Origin of the sequence: Streptomyces tailanensis (genome assembly GCF_008386495.1) — a bacterium.
GTDB lineage: Bacteria > Actinomycetota > Actinomycetes > Streptomycetales > Streptomycetaceae > Streptomyces > Streptomyces tailanensis.
This window is the reverse complement of the sequence record NZ_VTHJ01000027.1, coordinates 56,837-72,186: the sequence shown is the minus strand read 5'-3', so window position 1 is coordinate 72,186 and position 15,350 is coordinate 56,837. Positions and strand designations below refer to the sequence as shown.

Sequence of the window (15,350 nt, the reverse complement as noted above, 5' to 3'; positions counted from 1 at the left end):
GGAACGAGGGATGAGATGGCATCAGACAGTGGGCTCCGGGCCGAGGAGCGCCGTGGCGAACGCCTTGATGGCGGTGGGCGGAACGGCGGCGTCGAAGTCGGCGTGCCAGACCTCCTCGCCGCCGGGGGTACGGCGGGCTTCGAAGGACCAGCCGCTGTCGGCGCAGCGGACCGTCAGATGGCTGCCGGGGGCGGTGTATACGCCCTCGACATCAGTGTCGTACGCGGTCCAGCCCGGGCGGTGGTGGAAGAGCTCGGTCACGACGTACGCGGCGTCCTGCCCGTCGAGGTACCACGGCTCCTGGTCGTCGCCACCGGCGGCGGGATGGAGGCCGGCGTCCCAGTTCTCCTCGTGCCACCCCAATGCATCGGCGACGGAGCGCGGCAGGTAGCCGTGCTGTCCGTCCTCGGCGATGTACACGGCCGGGCCACTGTCGCCCTCACCTTCGAGGATTCGGCCGATGATATGGGCGAACGGCCAGTCGGGATTGATCGCGAGGAGTGCCGGGCGGTCGGGGTCGAGAGTCTGGAGCTGGTGGATGAGCTGGCCGACGGTCGGCAGCCGGGACATGGAAAGCCTCCTACAGGAAACGGACATGGACGAGAGAGAGAACGGCGCGAGGCTCAGCCAGCGTCGAGGCGCAGGAGCCCGCACCGCACGGCCGGGCCCTCGGCGGGCTCGGCGGCGCGGTGGGTGGCGAGATGTCGCTTGCGCTCGTCGTTGACGTAGGTCTTGACGCCCCCGGAGAGCTTCCAGGTACCGCACGTGCAGACCGACTCGAAGTGGTGGCGGCCGGAGCAGTCGGAGTGGAGGGGCTTGCCGGACGTCGTGTGCTTGTGGGACGGCGGGCACTCCGACCCGTCCTTGTGATGGGCTATCAGGGGCGCGCGGTGGTGGGCCAAGACAGCTCCTCCTTGTGCAGGGGCATGGGGGAAGGAGCGGTCGGCCCGGAGACGTCCGGGCCGACCGGATGGCGTGGTGTGGATCAGGCGGGGGTGAGGGTGAGATACGCCTCGGCCCCTCGGGGCAGTTCGCAGCGGTCGACGGGGTTCGGGTCGGCGAGCGCGGTGGTGAAGGCGGCGAGGATGCCAGTCGGGGTGGTGTCGTCGAAGGAAGCCGCCCACTGCGCCGGGGCGTCGTAGTCGAGACGGGCGGTGGCCAGCCAGCGGGCGGGCGCGTGGTCCGAATGACCGTCACAGCCGGGTACTTGGTGTGTGAAGCGGGCCTGAAGTCGCGGCGCGTGATACGTGCGGGGCTGCTCGGTCGGATCAGGAGACCATCCGGCAGCGGCAAGAGGGGCCACGACCGCTGAGTCATCGGCCTCGCTCCGAGCGGGGTACCGCAGCGACTTCTCCAGGCCCGCGTCCGGGTCGGCAGCCAGCGCGCCGATCACGGGCAGGAGAACCTCCTCGGGCGTTTCGTCGGTGAACAGCGCGGTCCAGGCCAGAGGGCTCAGGGCGTCGCGACGGGCCCACAGCCGCCACAGAACGCGCTGGCCTTCGAGGCGGGGAACGGGCTCGGCCTCGGGGAGAAATTCGAGGGCCAGACGCTGGCTGGGATCGAACACGCGCGTGTTGTCCATCCACGTCGCGTCGGTCCAACCGGCGTCGGTCAGGGCCTGGATTACGGTGCCCGCGCCGCCCTCGCCGGGGCCGGCGAGGTAGCGCGGGGCGACGCGGTACATCGGCCATTCGGCGGGGTCGAGGATGGTGGGCGCGGGCGCGGGCGCGGTCGGTGTGTGAAGCACGGCGTGAATCCCTTCGTTGACCTGGGGCTTTTCCAAGCCGTCGTACGTTCCCTTGGACCGCGCCGTGGTCTCAAGCGGGTTGCACGTGGTTCGCGTCTGCCGTGGGCGAACTGGATGCCAATCCGCAGGGCGAAAGGCCTGTCGTGGCGGATCCGGTGTGGCGCGGGACGGGAACCTGACCGGGCTGTGGCGGTGTGCGGCGCCCATAGCGGAGCCGTCTCGCCGAGCACCTGGCACCTAGCAGCACACGGTGGGACGTAGCTCGAAGAAATCGGTCGAGGAAGGTGTCGTGGCGCTGCCACCCTGGCGCGATGTTGTTCAAGCTCACCGGGTCCAGTTGCTCGGGGAAGACGACGCTCGCCTACGCCGTGGCCGACAGGCTCCGGAAGATCGCTGTGCATGACTTCGACGAACTGGGTGTACCAGAGGGTGCCGACCGGCACTGGCGCCATCGCATGACCGAGATGTTCGTGCGCCGCGCGTTGGAGTACCAGGACCGTGGCATCGACCTGCTGCTCACCGGACAGTCCCCCTTGGGCGAAGTCCTGGCCGCGCCGTCCGCCCCACGGCTGGATGGCATCGCTGTGTGCCTGGTCGATGTAGCCGACGAGGTCCGGCGCGCTCGCCTCGCCGAGCGTGACCCCGGGCGGTGGGACACCCAGGCGATCGACGCCTTCCTCGGCTGGGCCGCGTGGCACCGCCAGCACGCACTCGACCCCCGTCACAGGCCCCACGTCATTGTCCAAGACGGCTGGCCTGAGATGGTCTGGCACCGCTGGACCGGATGGAATGCCGATGATCCCCGATGGCGCACGCAGCTGCTCGACACCACGCATCGACCGGTCGCGGAATCCGTGGACCAGGTTGAGCGGTGGATCACCGAGCAGCGCCGAGCACACGGAGCCGGCCGACTCGCCCTGAGCCACGGCTGGGCCTCATGATCCGTCATAGGCGGCGCGCTCGGCGGCGTGGGCCGACTCAGGCCGCGTCTCGGAGCGGTGATTCCCGGGACGGGGCACAACTCGGAGAGATGTCGGAGTGGGTGTACGCGGAGCGGTGGTGCCACAGTCCGCGGAATCCGACGGCGGTCACTGCGATCTGCAGTAGTGCGCACGTCAGCACCAACGCCGGTATCCGGCTCGGGGGCAGGACCGCGACGATAGCTCCGGCAAGCGGAAACGGGGCGAGGATCGCCAGCAGGGTGACGGCCAGGGTGGAGGCGAACACCGTTGGGGGAATGAGGCGTGCACGGGCGGTGCGTAGCACCACGCTCAGCACGCCCTCGCCCGACAGCAGTACCGCGAGCGCGACGCCATAGAGCAGCGCGGAGGTGGCCAGGGCGGCGGTCAGTGCTGCGATCGACAGTGCAGCGGCTCCAGCAAGGCCGGTGGCCCACAGGCCGAGTCGGTCGATCACCCGGCGGGTGGCGGCGATCGCGAGTAGCGACGGGACTGTGGCGATGCTCCACACGGTGCCCGCGGTCGCCGTAGAGAACTCGAAGCTGGCGGTGAGTGTGATCGGCGCGCTGACATGGAGGACGCCGGAGATCAGACCGCAGGTGGTCATGGACGCTACCAGCCAACCCAGAGCGGGCTGGGCCGCGATCACCCGGCAGCCGACAAGCAGACCGGCCCATGGTGTGGACGACCCCTGCGGCAGGCTGTCCGCTGCCCGAAGAGTGGGCGGTAGGCCGCGGACTCCTACGCCGGCGAACAGGGACAGAGCGGCGAGCGCAGCCAGCAGCACCGTGGGTCCGGCGAGCAACAGAACACCGCCGAGCAGCGGTCCGGCCAGCAGAGCGGACTGGTCGATGCCAACCAGCACTGCCTGGATCCGGTGCGCACGGTCGGTGGCGTGCCGACTGGCCCGCGCACCGAGCGACTCCACCGCAAGGAAGGAGACCTCGGTGAGCATCCCGGACAGCACGCCGAAGCCCATCACCACCGCGCTTGCCGCGCCGCCGTCCCCCAGGAGCAGGACTGCGCCAGTGGCCACGGCAGCCAGGGTGCGCAGCACGCAGACGTGCGCCAATACCCGCTCCGGGCGGTGCCGGTCGACGAGTGGTCCCGCGCTGACCATGGTCAGCAACCGGGGCAGCCACTCCAGAAGGAACGCCAGACCCGTCAGGGCTACCGAGCCGGTGGTGGTGAGGATGATCAGAGGCACGGCGTACATCACGGTGGTGCCGGCCACGCCGTCGGCGGCCCGCAACAGGTAACAGCGGGTCAGCCAGCCCGAGGGCAGGCCGGGCGTGGCGGTGGAGCGGGGCATGGAAGGACTCCAGGGCGAGGCGAGGGTGGATGGGAAGGGCAAGGCGCCGACACGGCGTCAGCGGCGGACCGTGGGGTGAGGCGGTGTCGGCCGGTGAGGGAGCTCTCGGCGGACAAGGGCTGCTGTACGACTCGGCTCGGCGCCGGGGTGGGGTCGGGTGGTGCGGGCGCGGGCGGCCACGGCCCGGGGGTTGGTTGACGAGCTGTGGAAGGCGCGTTCGACGGCGAGGGAGACGGCGGTGCGGCGAACGTCGAGTGGCGTTGGCTTTGCGGGAGGCGGTGGTTCGACCGGGGTGAGCTGGACAAGGTCGCGGAGCCCTCGGGGGATGCTGCGCTCATAGCGGACGAGGGGTGCGGGATCGGCCATGGCGGCGGCGGTGGCGGCGATCAGGTGCCCGGGGGTGCGGGTGGTGAAGGTGGCCTCCGCGCGGGTTCCCCAGCCCGGAGGCCCGGACCACAGCTGGCATTGCTCGTCCTCGGGGTCCTGGCAGCGGACGTCGATGAGAATGCCGGCCTGCTTGTCCGGGGCGATGATCTCCACGGTGCCGATCTCGGCGCCCCAGTCGCGGGTCCAGCCCGCCGCGGTCAGGGGCTGGGTCTGCTCGCCCCAGCGCACCGGGGGCCGTGCCAGGAAGCGGTTGTTGCCTTCTTCGTAGTCGCGGGCCAGGGCCGTCGTGAAGGCAGCGACGATCTCCGGCGGTGTGTTCTGGTTGAAGGTCGCGGCCCAGCGACGGGGGCCGAAGGGGTCTTCGTAAGCGGCGATGTTCCACAGGATGTAGTCGTCGCCGAAGAACCCGATCCGCAGACGCCCGTCAGGGGAGACGAAGACGTCCTTGCCCAGGTCGTCGTCGATGTGGTGGCGCGGCCAGTCCAGGTCGACGAACGGCTGCAGGCTGGGATCGTCGTCGGCGCCGAGCGATCCGGCGAGGTACCGAGGCGTGACGTGGTACTTCCGCCAGTAGGCGTCGTCCTCGGGGGTCAGCATGGGCGGCTCCGTGAGGTGCGAGGGCTGGTGAGGTCAGCGCCGAGATCGCCGGGGATTGGCGACACCCGGATGGGTCACTGGCGTTGCGGCTGGTGCCGCCGATGGGGCTGTGACCAGGGGCTGAGTAGCTGTGCGGGCACGTGCGGCTGTGACACGCGGGGGCGTTGCGGGCCGAGTGGTGAGGTACGGGAGATTGCGCTCGGGCAGGTCGCGCCGGTTGCGCTGGACCGGTGCCGGGCTGGAGAGGACGTCGGCGGCGGCGATGATCAAGTGCAGCGGGGTGGCGGAGGTGAAGTCTGCGTGCCAGCGGGGCCCGTTGGCGGTCTCGACGCAGGCGTACATGGTTCGTTCGGCGGAGACGGCGCCTTCCAACTCGTCGTGGAAGTCCGCGTCGTACTGGCGCAGGCTGAGGTAGGCGTGTCGGTCGGGGGAGTGCTGGTACTGGTAGAGGGCGTTGGCCTCGTGCTTCCAGCCGCGGGCGATGAGGACATCGCCGGGGGCGATGGGGGTGTAGTGGGGGCCGCCGGGGAGGAAGTCCTCGTGGTCGTTGTCCACTCCGCGCATGAGGGTGGTGGTGAAAGCGGAGACGATCTCAGCGGGGGTGTTGCGGGTGAAGGTCGCCATCCAGGCCGGGATGGCGAGGGGTTCGCGGGACCAGGAGATCTTCCAGCCGCCGTAGCGGGACGAGGGCAAGTCGGCGATCTGGGCGCGCAGGCAGGGGCTGGAGAATACGCGGCCGTAGGGGGTCTGGGTTTCGGCCCACCCGGGCGCGGCGCGTAGGGGTTCGGTGATCAGGGCCGAGTTGCCGGGGCCGGCGAGGTAGACAGGTCCGACGAGGAGGTCGTCGTCCTGGGCGGGTGGATGGTGGGGCGCGGAGGTCATGGGCGAGCGTCTTTCGGAGGCGGTCGAGGAGGGGCCTCTGCCCTGGCAGGGGCGCGATTGCCGTGGATGGGCGGTGCCGACAGGACTCTGTGCGGCGGCATGGAGCGGTTCACCGCGTGTGAAGGGGACGGGAGGCGGCGGTCCATGCAGCGGGTACGGCCGATTCGGATGCCGGAGCGTGCGAGAACAGCCCCTGGACGGCCGTCGTCGTACGACGAAGCGCTGCTGTGGCGCGGGCGCTGACCGTCTCCTGAACGACCGGGGCGGCGATATGCACCGGAGCCGGGGCGGCGGTGCGGCCGGGAGACCAGGTGTTCAGTGCCTCGTAGACGGGTCCGAGGGCGGCACCGGTCTCGGTCAGCTCGTACCGGCCGCGGCCCGTACGGGCCAGGAGCGCGTCGGTCTGCATCCGCTGAAGGCGGGCGTAGGCCGACCCGGGGTGCCCGATGCGTTGCTGCAACTCGGTGAACGATGCCCTCGGGTGCTGGGCCAGGAAGTGGAGCACGGTGGTGGTGTCCCGCGGGCGGAGCCGGGCGAGGGCGGTCTCTATCCGCTCGGCTTCGGCGGTCGGCTGGTCCGCAGGGAAGCGAGTGCGCTCCCAGGAGCTGAGGGCTTCGTAGACCGGTCCCAACCGCCGGGCAGCGTCGGTGAGCTGGTACTGGCCGCGCCCCGTCCGGTCGACGAGGCCGTGATCCTGCAGGCGGGGCATCTGCTGACTGAGTGCCGTGCCCGATATCCACGGCAGAGCGTGTCCCAGTTCGGATATGCGCAGGTGATCGTGGCGCTGGAGAGTGAGCAGCGTCCAGGTGGTCCAGCGCGGGGAGAGACGGGTGAGGGTCTGCTCCAGGTGGCCGGGGTCGGCGTCGGTCGGCCAGAACTTCATGTCGTGACTCCGTGATCAGGGCGGGGGACTAGGCAGCGGCGCCGAGGAAGGTCTCGGTGCGCAGGCGGTTCAGGAGTGCGCCGAGGCGCTGGTTGCTGACGCGGATGCCGTGGGCGCGCAGAGCGGGGCCGAGCGTGGCGCGCGTCAGGTGCGGGGAGCTGGCTGCGATCCGCCGGGCGAGCGGCAGTAGTTCGTCGAGGTCGTCAGCCGCACAGATGCCGGTGGACGCTGCGCAGGGCAGGGGCGGCGGGGGCTGGTTGGCGCCGAGGAGGTCACCGAGGGCCCGGGCCTCGGTGACGTGCCGGGTGGTGAGGGCGTGGATGTCCTGGGCGACGTTGAGCAGGCGGGTGGTGCCGTCGACGGTGCTGTCGTGGCCTTCGTCGAGGAGCTGACGTACCCTCTGCCGGGCCTCGGTGAGCCGGGCCGACGTCTCCCGCAATCCGCCGTAGAGGTTCACGGCGGCGGAGAGCACGGGGTCGTGGTCCTGGCCGGGCTGAGGGATGGTGTCGTACGTCAGCTGCTGGAGCGGCCGTCCGTATTGCCGCTCGATGAGGCGGCGTGAAGAGTCCAGGGTGGTGGGGTCCGTCATTGAACGGGGCCTTTCGGTCGGGGCGGGACACGGGTGATCAGCGGGAGCGGCGATGCGCGGGCTCAGCGGCGGGCTGGGCTTCCGGGTCCGTAGCGGCGAGAGCGGTGGGGATGGCCGGCGCGGTGGTACGGGCGCGTGCGGCCTCGGCACGCGGGGAGGCGCGGCGGTGCCATTCGGCCAGAAACGTTTCTCCCTGAGCGGTCAGGCTCAGCCGCTGCCCCTGGTACAGGGATGTGCCGGTGTCCCGGTCCGCCAGCTTCTTGGAGAGCAGCGCGTCCACGGTGGCGCGGGAGATCCGGGCACCGTTCGGAGCGGTGACGAACGTCCCGCGGGCCAGGCTGCTTTCACGGAGCATGACGCCGCCTCGGGCAACCGCCTCCAACGCCTTGACCTGTGCGGGTGACACGCGGATCGGCCCGGAGACGGAGCAGGCCGTCTGCTGGTGTGTCAGCGCGTCGGCATGCTGGGGAGCGTGGGTATGTCCGTCGGAATGGTTCAGGTGGCGTTGGTAGACCTTGAGAAGCCGTTCCAGGTGCCCGATTTCCTGCCGGCGCCTTGCGGCGAGGACAGCGATCGTTGAGCCGGTGGCGTTGAGGGTCCCGTTGTCGACGGCGGCGTGGGGGTCCTGGCCGGCCGCGACGTGGCGTAGGTCTTCGAGGGCGGTCGCGGTGGATTCAACGAGCCGTTGGTCAAGCTGATCGACCAGCAGGGCGGCATGGGCCACCAGGGGAGCGAGTACGCCCGGGATGGTGTCTTGAGGGTGGCGGTCGATCAGAGCAATGGGGCTGTCGATGCCGAGTGCATCGGCAAGCAGGCGGGTACCCAGGGTGACTTCGGCGCTGGTGGGGTGGCTGGTCATGCGGCAGCGCCGGGGGCATCGAGCAGATGCTGGACGATCGTGGGCAGGTTCTCGACATCGGTACCGAGCGGGGCGTCGGTGTCAGGGCCGGTACGGACGTACTCGGCATCGGCAAGCAGCCCCTCGAAGATTTCGCGACACAGGTCCGTGAACAGCAGCGAGGCGGCGACCGCCGACGCGGACACTGCCACGAACTCGCCCACGTCCAGGCCGCCGATGCGTGCAGCCTTCTGGATGGCCTCCCATTCGATGGTGGTGAACGCGTTCCCGGTGCCGACGGCGTTGTCCGTGCCCGTGGTCGCGGGAGGCTGTGCGCTGGGACCGGGGCTGATTCCGGCGCGGTCGCAGACCGACTCGATGGCGCTGATGAACTCCGCCGTCGCTTCGTTGAGCTGGCCGTTGGCGGCGGCCAGGCAGGCGAGGGTGAACAGCCCGGCCGGAGTCTTCGGCAGCGGGTCGCTGAAGTAGGCGTCGAGCTGCTCGGACAGGGAGTGCAGGACCGGAGTGGCGGCGGCCAGCGGGCCGAGGAACGGAGCCAGGTAGGGGCGGGCGGACGTGCCGACGGCTGGGCCCTGCGCGGTGAGCACGGAGCCCACCTGCTGCGCGACCTCGGTGAGCAGATCGGCTAGATCATCGCGGGTGGCAGTCATGCGCGGGCCTTTCGTACGGCGGGGGATTCCGCGGTAGTGCGCGGGCGGGGTGCGTCGCTCGGGGACGCAGAGGTGCCGATGGCGGGCACGCTGCGGAGATGCGGGGAGCGAGCGCGGGCGGCCTCGGCCTGGCGGCGGAGCGGAGCGGCTTCGGGCGTGGTCTCGGCGTCTCGGTTCAGGCGCTGCGTGGCGGCCCGGTAGACGGCTCCCGCCTCGCGCTGCCCGGCCGCGATGAGGTAGATCTCCCGGTCGTGGCGGCTGCCCGCAGGGGCGTTGCGGAATTGGATCACTAGTCGCCATTCGGCCTTCGGGTCGACATAGACCTTGTGACAACCGGCGAGGCGGCCGACCAGAGGTGCGCCGCGCTCGTTGCCGTGGACGAGGTGCTGGAGTTCCAGCAGCGCCAGATCCCGGATGTGGTCAGGTACTTCGCGCAGATCGGCGAGGGCTTCGGGGTGCGCGGCGAATCCGAACCTGGCCCGGCTCACGAGCGGCCTCCTCGGCGGTGCGACGGAGCACCGGGCGACGGCGCGGGACCAGCGGGAGGCGCGGACACGGAAGCGGCTGTTGCCGGGCGGCCGGTGGTGGAGCGGGCAAGGGCGGCCCGGGTGCGCCGGTCGGCCGAGACGGGGTGCTCGGGCGGCTCGGGCAGCGCGGTGTCGCGGTCGAACAACCACTGGTTGGCACTGGTGCCGTCACGGAAGGCGCCTTCGCGCAGGGTGTAGGTGAAGGCGTCGAGGTCCGTCTCTTCCAGGAAGATCCTCACCGGCAGGGTGGCGGCGCTGGGGTCGCTGTCGCGGACCATGACCCAGGTCTCGTACGGGACGGCGTCGTGGGTGTAGTGGTCTTTGGTCTCGTACCGGGTGCCGGAGTGGCGGATCTGTCGCTCGATGCGAGTGGTGAGGGCGTCGGCGGGCTCGATGTGCTGGTCTTCCGGGAGTTGGATGGCGTCCGGCGGGCAGCCGCGGCCTGCCAGCCACAGCTGGGCGAACGGCACGGTGGGGTGGTCGGCTTGCTCGATCCGGAAGGTGCGGGCGGTGAGGTCGCGGTTGATGTGCAGGGCTATGAACTGGGGCGCCCCGGGGATGCCCCAGGTGGCTGAGCCGTCATGGATGACGAGGAAGCTCTGCTTCCCGTCGGGCGTGTGGTGCTCCGCCAATGGGCTGAAGAGGTCGTCCCACAGCTCGACATCGCCTTCGGCTTCGGCGGAGGAGTCGTCGGCCGGAGTGAGGCCGTCGAGGCGGAAGTTGGGAGTATTGGACACGCTCAGGCCGCCAGTTCCATCTCGGTCGCTTCGGGCGCGGGGGTGGGCAGGAGCCGGTGGTGAGGCCGGCTGGGGTTGGTGGTGCAGGCGGCGAACGGCCCGTCCGGAGCGCGCAGCTGCAGCCAGGCTGGGTCGAGGTGGTCGCGGTGCCAGATGGAGGGGCCGGCGAGTCCGGCCTCGGCGTCCGTGAACTGCTGCCAGGCGAGCCACAGGGCGTGCAGCCGAGCGACAGCCTCGGGGTGGTCGTGCCACTGGTGGCACCACGGGCGGCTGGTAGTGATCTCCCGTCCGTAGACAGGCAGCAGGAGGTGGTTGACCCAGGCCGCAAGGGCGTCGAGTTCGATGCCGTACGCGTTGTTGTCCAGGGCCAGGATGAACACCGAAGCGGATTTCCCCGAGTCCGCCTCTGCTCCCTGCGCCGAGTCCGGCTCGCTCTGGAGCTCACAGTCCCCCTGCTCGGGACTGTCCTCATCGGAAGCGGGGTGGGTGTAGGAGCCCTCGCTCTTGAGTCGCTCCAGCACCCAGCCCTGGGCTTCCGTTTTCTTGATTAGCCGTTCGAGCGTTGCGGCGAGGTCGTCGAGATCGTGGTCAGGTACGCGTATGGGCTCATCGGCGCTGTCGGCTGCGGGGTCACTCATGGAGGGCGTCCCTTCCGTGGTGGGTTGGATGTGGAGGCGAGAGCGGCAGGGCAGGCCGATGGCGGGCCGTACCCGTGGCGAGGGATGGAGGGAGGTCTGCGTGAGCGCATGCGGCTCCTTTCGGGCGCGGTGTGGCTGCCGGGATTGAGAATCCGCAGGAAGACGGATTTGGCACGGCCGGGAAGCTGCGATAGAGCCCGGTCACCGGGCGGAGCAGCGTGAGCAGGCAGGAAATGGAGGTGCGAGCAACTCCAGGGCGCGGGCTGCCTGTTGCGGGACGACACCGTTGCCGAGTGCGGTGAGCTGGGCGGGGCGTCCCAGGCCAGGAGTGGCGGTCACCCAGCCGGTGGGGAGTCCTTGCATCCACTCCACGAACGTCGGGTTCAGGCGGCCCAGGTCATCGGTCGGGCGGGGCGCCGGGCGGGTGAGCGTCTCCCAGCGGGCGATGGCGGCGGCGTACGGTCCCCACCAGACGCTGGCCGCTCCGTCTCCGGATCGCTCCACAACGGCAGCACCTCCGCCGACGAGGGACGCCGGAAGCCCTGGTCGGACGCCCTGGTGCGGTTGGGCCTCCGAGCCGACAGCAAGGAGGCCGCCGCCGAGGGGAGGGTGAGGTCGCCGTTGCCGTGCCGCTGGTTCGGCGAGCCCTTGATCCCGTCCGACGCCTTCGGCGTCGGCAGGAGCAGATGCTCCACCTCGTCGGCCAGGTTCGGGCCGTGCCCGCCCTGTTTGCGCTTGTCCGGGTGTTGGGAGCCGCCGTTGGTACCGAGATTGCTCGTCGGGGTCTTCAGCAGTGGGCGTTCGCCGGGCCGGCCAGGAGGTGAGGAAGACCCGTTCGCGGCGGTGAGGTGCGCCGACGTCGGAGGCACGCAGCACGCGCCAGCGTGCATCGAACCCGAGGTCGGCCAAGGATCCGAGTACGGCACCGAGTGCCCGCACAACAAGCTGACCTGGGGTGTCTCCCAGACACCACGGGCAGGGTTCCAGGTCGCCAGGGGGACCGCCGGAGGAGGAGAGGAGTCCGCGGACGTTTTCGATCACCACCAAGCAGGGGTTGAGGATGGATATGGCGTGGACGATGTGGTGCCACAGGCCAGAGCGGGTGCCTTCGGCGAGTCCGGCGCGGCGACCGGCGACCGAGACGTCTTTGACAGGGGAAGCCCGCCGTCAGCACGCACACCCGGGGCACGGCGGCCCAGTCGACGGCGGTGATGTCGCCGAGGTTCGGCACGCCGGGCCAGTGCCGGGCGAGGACGCGGGCGGCATCGGCGTTGATCTCGGCGTGCCAGGCCAGGGTGCCGCCGAGGGCAGCTTGGACACCGAGATCCAGGCCGCCGTAGCCGGAACACAGGCTGCCGATCAGTGGAGCTGTGGGAACGGGCACTTCAGCGTCCGTTCGCGTGCGCAGACCCGGTGCCCGGAGGGGGTGGCGCAGCTTCCGGGGGTACGGAGCTGGCGGTGGGAGCGTTGCGCACGGTGGTCCGGCCACGGGCGGCAGCTGCCCGGGACACCAGGGCGCCGGATCGGTCGGCCTCCAAGTTCAGCGCGTCAGAGGCATCTTGAAGTGAGGCCCTGGCTTCCTCGAGGCGATCGTGGATCACCTCGACGGCCGAGTTCCGCATGTCGGCCAGGTCGGGCGTGGTCGGCCCGTACACGTACTGATGGAGGAACCCCAACTGGCCGTGTGCCCCGGCGAGATACTCCACGGCACGCGCGGCCGAGGCCGTGACGGTCGCCAGAATGCCCACAGTCCGTCGCTGCTGAGGCGTGCGATGGCCCGGTTCGGCGACGCGGAACAACACCTCATCGGTGAGGTAGTTGATGAGCAGGCCGAGAGACTGCAGCTGGTTGGCGGTGGCCGTGAGACTGGGCAGGCCGTCACCCGTCTGCCGTGACTGGTCGAGGCGCCGACGGGCGGCGGTGAACTCCTTGGCCAGGGCGGACATTGCGCGGGCGTCGGCCGCAGTCGGAATGGGCGGGGTCGGGACGATCGGGGTCACGAGGGGCTCCGGCGGGACGAACGGACGGGGGAAACAGGCGTGGGAGCACTGGTGTGCGTGTTGGGTGACGGGGGTGGGTGCGGCCGACTGCGAGCGCGGGCGGCATCGGTACGCGATGAGGGAACGCGGCCCGTCGGCTGCGGCGCAGGGGGCGGGGCGGAGGCTGCTTCGGGTGCACCGGAGGCGGCCCGCCAGCGGCGGCGGATGTCCTCCAGAGGGCTGAGCGCGTGGAGGGCGTAGCCGATGAGACGGCCGGGAGCGAGGGACTCGTCGTCGGCGAGCGCCCGCACCTGCCGGGCCGCGCAGGCGGCGGTACGGACGAGGGCGGCTCGTACGACCTGCTCACCGAGGTAGTCGGCGATACCGGCGGCTGACTTGGAGTCGCACAGGCGCAGGACGTCCTCGGCGGTGAGCGTGCCGTCAGCCAGGGCGCCGCGTCGCTGGGCCTCCCATAGGACGGTGACCTCGTCGACCGGCTCGCCCCGGTGGTGCAGGGCGCCCAGACAGCGGTAGATCCGGCCGTGTCCCGGGCTGGCGAAGTCCTCAGGCCGCAGCCAGCCCACCAGTTCGCCGAGCGCGTCCGGGTTCGCGGTGAGTACGGCCAGCAGGTACTCCTCGTCGGCGAGCAACTCTTCGGAGACCGGCGGCTGGTTCGCGGCAGCAGGCTGGGGCAGCGGCGTGGGCGGCGCCATGGGGCGGGGGTCGGTGCCCCAGCGCCGGGCGAGATCGCCCAGAACGTCGGTGAGGACCTGGGCGTAGTGCAGGGTGTCCTCGGCGCTGCCGCGTACGGCGTCGGCGCGGGCCATCTGGTGCAGACGGGTGGCGTGTGCGGCGACCGTACGGTGGATGGCGCCCTCCAGCACCATCCGCCCGTAGACCGGTGCGTGTTCCGGGCGCGGGCAGGCGGAGATGAGCGTATGCAGGTAGACCGCAGTCAGGCCCCGGACCTGGGAGGAGTTCGCTTCGGCGATGGCGGCATCCATCCACGCCAGCCGTTGGTCACTGCCCGCCGTGGGGGCGGTGGTGGGCCACGTCCCTGGCTTCCTGTCCCCTGCGACGGGTGCGGCCGGTTGTGGGTCGGCACTGGGGTGTCCGTCGGCGTGGAGTTTGAGCAGTGCGGTGTACAGCGCGGCATGGTGTGGCCGGTAGAAGTGGCCGGGGCGCAGCCACTCCGACACCCGGGACAGCTGACCGGGGTCGAGGAGTACGGCGCCGAGGACCGCCTGCTCGGCTTGGAGCAGCGGCCTCATCGCCGAGCCTCGTGCTGGGCAATGCGTGCGGCAAGGAGCTCGGCGACAGCCCGGTCGGCGGCGGCCAAATCAGCGGCGAACCGGTCCAGTTCGTCCGTGAAGGCCGGGTCGCTGGCGAGCAGCGAGCCGGTGGGGGCGACCAGCCACCAGTGACCGCCGCGCCGAACGGCTGGCGTGTCAGCCAGGCGTTCGGTGGTGCGGAGGGAGGAAAACACTGGGGTATGCGGGGACATGATGCTCCTGACGGAGAAGAACGAAAGATCAGAGGGAAGAGGCGGTGCGCTACGCGGCGACGTCGAAGTCGTCGGCGACCGGCGCGCCGGAACGGCAGGACCAGGGCGAGCAGCCCTCCGCAGCGCCCTGTTCGAGCGCAAGCTCCACATCGGCCGTCGCTTCGTCGAGGTCGGCCTGGCGCTGGGCCCACTCGCGGGCGGTGACGTGATCGATCGGGGCCTGGTCCAGTGGCACCCGAGAGCGGTGCAGAAATGCCTGGCCGAGTAGCCGCTGTCCGTCGGCATTCGCGCGGGCGTTGCCCGCCCGGATCGCGGCGTCGAACTCCACCACGTCCTGCCACTCCTCCGGCGAGCCGTCGCGCAGGGCCCGCCACTGCGCGTTGCCGTGGTAGGGACAGCCCAGGCAGCTCGACTTCGGCGTTGATCCAAAACCCCGAGCGCGCAGCAACCGCAGGCAATCGGTCCTGGTCAGACCGAGATCGAGCAAGGGGAAGACATTGCGCATGTACGCGACGTCGGCATCCTTGGCCCTGTGGAATTCATCGACGCTGATGCCGATCCACTGCTCGACGAACACGTCCTTGGGGATGCGCTTGGGGTAGGGGTAGCCAAGCAGCGCTCGGATCTGTTTCTTGATCGGCTTGATCTTGTACTCACCCGTGCACTGCCTACGGGTCATGCCCGCAGTGCCGTCGCGATTGAGGACGTGGAGGGGCATGCTGGCGAACCGGTGGCTCGGGTTGAGCGCGTCGTTCCTGATGTTGCCGGAGGACACCCGCAGGATCGGGATCCCGGCGGGCTGTGCGATCTCCCTCTCGATTCGGTCGAGGTGTTCGTAGACGGCGCGCGGCTCCCAGCCGGTGTCGGCGAATACGGCGAAGTCGATCTTGGGTAGGCGGCCCTCGGCGGCCAGAATCAACAGGCTGCTCGATTGAACCCCGGCGCCGAGCGAGAGAACCCGCAGCGCCGGCGAACCGGAGGGGCCGGAACCGCTCGACCTGGACGTGCCGTTGGGCTGGGAGGCGGTGCCCGTGGAGTGCTGGGCCAGCTTGTTGCGTCGAGCGGTGTCAGGAATGGAAGGAGACATGCGGAAGTCCTTC

The 15,350-nt window shown here is 70.5% G+C and carries 19 protein-coding genes and 2 pseudogenes; 1 reads left to right on the top strand and 20 read right to left on the bottom strand.

Annotated features, from left to right (window positions below):
• Positions 1 to 21: 21 nt before the first annotated feature.
• The 3 genes from F3T56_RS46300 to F3T56_RS22405 form a co-directional block, all read right to left on the bottom strand.
• Positions 22 to 570 carry a DUF317 domain-containing protein gene (locus F3T56_RS46300; RefSeq protein ID WP_172639074.1) on the bottom strand — a complete coding sequence of 183 codons (549 nt, stop codon included), beginning with the start codon at positions 568 to 570 and terminating at the stop codon, positions 22 to 24.
• Between the two features lie 53 nt (positions 571 to 623).
• Positions 624 to 902: a hypothetical protein gene (locus tag F3T56_RS22410; protein WP_149827139.1), complete on the bottom strand. Its 279-nt coding sequence runs from the start codon at positions 900 to 902 to the stop codon at positions 624 to 626.
• Positions 903 to 985: 83 nt separating this feature from the next.
• Positions 986 to 1,747: an SPDY domain-containing protein gene (locus tag F3T56_RS22405; RefSeq protein ID WP_149827137.1), complete on the bottom strand. Its 762-nt coding sequence runs from the start codon at positions 1,745 to 1,747 to the stop codon at positions 986 to 988.
• A gap of 311 nt (positions 1,748 to 2,058) precedes the next feature.
• Here F3T56_RS22405 and F3T56_RS22400 point away from each other — a divergent pair, with 311 nt between their 5' ends.
• The gene (locus F3T56_RS22400; protein ID WP_149827136.1) at positions 2,059 to 2,688 is read left to right on the top strand and encodes a DEAD/DEAH box helicase family protein; all 630 of its coding nucleotides are present in this window, start codon (positions 2,059 to 2,061) and stop codon (positions 2,686 to 2,688) included.
• A 37-nt stretch (positions 2,689 to 2,725) separates the two neighbouring features.
• On the opposite strand, the gene F3T56_RS22395 is transcribed toward F3T56_RS22400, so the two are convergent.
• The 17 genes and pseudogenes from F3T56_RS22395 to F3T56_RS22325 form a co-directional block, all read right to left on the bottom strand.
• A complete protein-coding gene (locus F3T56_RS22395; protein WP_149827134.1) occupies positions 2,726 to 4,018 on the bottom strand; it encodes an MFS transporter in 1,293 nt (430 codons plus the stop codon).
• Between the two features lie 57 nt (positions 4,019 to 4,075).
• Complete coding sequence (locus F3T56_RS22390) at positions 4,076 to 5,002, bottom strand: SPDY domain-containing protein (protein ID WP_149827132.1); 927 nt, start codon at positions 5,000 to 5,002, stop codon at positions 4,076 to 4,078.
• A gap of 33 nt (positions 5,003 to 5,035) precedes the next feature.
• Entirely contained in the window at positions 5,036 to 5,884 is an 849-nt protein-coding gene (locus F3T56_RS22385; protein WP_149827130.1) for an SPDY domain-containing protein, read from the bottom strand.
• Positions 5,885 to 5,993: 109 nt separating this feature from the next.
• Complete coding sequence (locus F3T56_RS22380; RefSeq protein ID WP_149827128.1) at positions 5,994 to 6,767, bottom strand: winged helix-turn-helix transcriptional regulator; 774 nt, start codon at positions 6,765 to 6,767, stop codon at positions 5,994 to 5,996.
• A gap of 28 nt (positions 6,768 to 6,795) precedes the next feature.
• Positions 6,796 to 7,356, bottom strand: a complete 561-nt coding sequence (locus tag F3T56_RS22375) for a hypothetical protein (RefSeq protein WP_149827126.1) — start codon at positions 7,354 to 7,356, stop codon at positions 6,796 to 6,798.
• A gap of 37 nt (positions 7,357 to 7,393) precedes the next feature.
• Positions 7,394 to 8,215 carry a hypothetical protein gene (locus F3T56_RS22370; RefSeq protein WP_149827124.1) on the bottom strand — a complete coding sequence of 274 codons (822 nt, stop codon included), beginning with the start codon at positions 8,213 to 8,215 and terminating at the stop codon, positions 7,394 to 7,396.
• Complete coding sequence (locus tag F3T56_RS22365; protein ID WP_149827122.1) at positions 8,212 to 8,865, bottom strand: hypothetical protein; 654 nt, start codon at positions 8,863 to 8,865, stop codon at positions 8,212 to 8,214. The genes F3T56_RS22370 and F3T56_RS22365 overlap by 4 nt, the downstream gene beginning before the upstream one ends.
• Complete coding sequence (locus tag F3T56_RS22360; protein WP_149827120.1) at positions 8,862 to 9,353, bottom strand: hypothetical protein; 492 nt, start codon at positions 9,351 to 9,353, stop codon at positions 8,862 to 8,864. Before F3T56_RS22360 ends, F3T56_RS22365 begins: the two co-directional genes overlap by 4 nt.
• Positions 9,350 to 10,129, bottom strand: a complete 780-nt coding sequence (locus F3T56_RS22355) for a glycosyl hydrolase (protein ID WP_149827118.1) — start codon at positions 10,127 to 10,129, stop codon at positions 9,350 to 9,352. Before F3T56_RS22355 ends, F3T56_RS22360 begins: the two co-directional genes overlap by 4 nt.
• A gap of 2 nt (positions 10,130 to 10,131) precedes the next feature.
• Positions 10,132 to 10,767, bottom strand: a complete 636-nt coding sequence (locus tag F3T56_RS22350; RefSeq protein WP_149827117.1) for a DUF4913 domain-containing protein — start codon at positions 10,765 to 10,767, stop codon at positions 10,132 to 10,134.
• Between the two features lie 383 nt (positions 10,768 to 11,150).
• The gene (locus F3T56_RS48045) at positions 11,151 to 11,636 is read right to left on the bottom strand and encodes a hypothetical protein (RefSeq protein WP_246203767.1); all 486 of its coding nucleotides are present in this window, start codon (positions 11,634 to 11,636) and stop codon (positions 11,151 to 11,153) included.
• Positions 11,629 to 11,862 (bottom strand): annotated as a pseudogene (locus tag F3T56_RS49345) (DNA cytosine methyltransferase); the annotation flags it as partial. The gene F3T56_RS48045 and the pseudogene F3T56_RS49345, both read right to left, overlap by 8 nt.
• A gap of 121 nt (positions 11,863 to 11,983) precedes the next feature.
• Positions 11,984 to 12,151: pseudogene (locus F3T56_RS49340) on the bottom strand (DNA cytosine methyltransferase); the annotation flags it as partial.
• 1 nt (position 12,152) lies between these two features.
• The gene (locus F3T56_RS22340) at positions 12,153 to 12,767 is read right to left on the bottom strand and encodes a hypothetical protein (protein ID WP_149827115.1); all 615 of its coding nucleotides are present in this window, start codon (positions 12,765 to 12,767) and stop codon (positions 12,153 to 12,155) included.
• Positions 12,764 to 14,017 (bottom strand): DnaB-like helicase N-terminal domain-containing protein, encoded by a 1,254-nt coding sequence (locus F3T56_RS22335; RefSeq protein ID WP_149827113.1) that lies wholly within the window; start codon positions 14,015 to 14,017, stop codon positions 12,764 to 12,766. Before F3T56_RS22335 ends, F3T56_RS22340 begins: the two co-directional genes overlap by 4 nt.
• On the bottom strand, positions 14,014 to 14,250 hold the full coding sequence (locus tag F3T56_RS22330) for a hypothetical protein (protein ID WP_149827111.1): 237 nt from the start codon (positions 14,248 to 14,250) through the stop codon (positions 14,014 to 14,016). The genes F3T56_RS22335 and F3T56_RS22330 overlap by 4 nt, the downstream gene beginning before the upstream one ends.
• Positions 14,251 to 14,299: 49 nt before the next feature.
• Entirely contained in the window at positions 14,300 to 15,172 is an 873-nt protein-coding gene (locus F3T56_RS22325; RefSeq protein WP_149827196.1) for an adenine nucleotide alpha hydrolase family protein, read from the bottom strand.
• Positions 15,173 to 15,350: the final 178 nt, after the last annotated feature.

Coding starts and splice junctions, on each gene's coding strand:
- F3T56_RS22350 (WP_149827117.1), bottom strand. CDS start 10,767: ATGAGTGACCCCGCAGCCGACAGCGCCGATGAGCCCATACGCGTACCT.
- F3T56_RS22400 (WP_149827136.1), top strand. CDS start 2,059: ATGTTGTTCAAGCTCACCGGGTCCAGTTGCTCGGGGAAGACGACGCTC.
- F3T56_RS46300 (WP_172639074.1), bottom strand. CDS start 570: ATGTCCCGGCTGCCGACCGTCGGCCAGCTCATCCACCAGCTCCAGACT.
- F3T56_RS22380 (WP_149827128.1), bottom strand. CDS start 6,767: ATGAAGTTCTGGCCGACCGACGCCGACCCCGGCCACCTGGAGCAGACC.
- F3T56_RS22335 (WP_149827113.1), bottom strand. CDS start 14,017: ATGAGGCCGCTGCTCCAAGCCGAGCAGGCGGTCCTCGGCGCCGTACTC.
- F3T56_RS22395 (WP_149827134.1), bottom strand. CDS start 4,018: ATGCCCCGCTCCACCGCCACGCCCGGCCTGCCCTCGGGCTGGCTGACC.
- F3T56_RS22365 (WP_149827122.1), bottom strand. CDS start 8,865: ATGACTGCCACCCGCGATGATCTAGCCGATCTGCTCACCGAGGTCGCG.
- F3T56_RS22330 (WP_149827111.1), bottom strand. CDS start 14,250: ATGTCCCCGCATACCCCAGTGTTTTCCTCCCTCCGCACCACCGAACGC.
- F3T56_RS22390 (WP_149827132.1), bottom strand. CDS start 5,002: ATGCTGACCCCCGAGGACGACGCCTACTGGCGGAAGTACCACGTCACG.
- F3T56_RS22370 (WP_149827124.1), bottom strand. CDS start 8,215: ATGACCAGCCACCCCACCAGCGCCGAAGTCACCCTGGGTACCCGCCTG.
- F3T56_RS22375 (WP_149827126.1), bottom strand. CDS start 7,356: ATGACGGACCCCACCACCCTGGACTCTTCACGCCGCCTCATCGAGCGG.
- F3T56_RS22385 (WP_149827130.1), bottom strand. CDS start 5,884: ATGACCTCCGCGCCCCACCATCCACCCGCCCAGGACGACGACCTCCTC.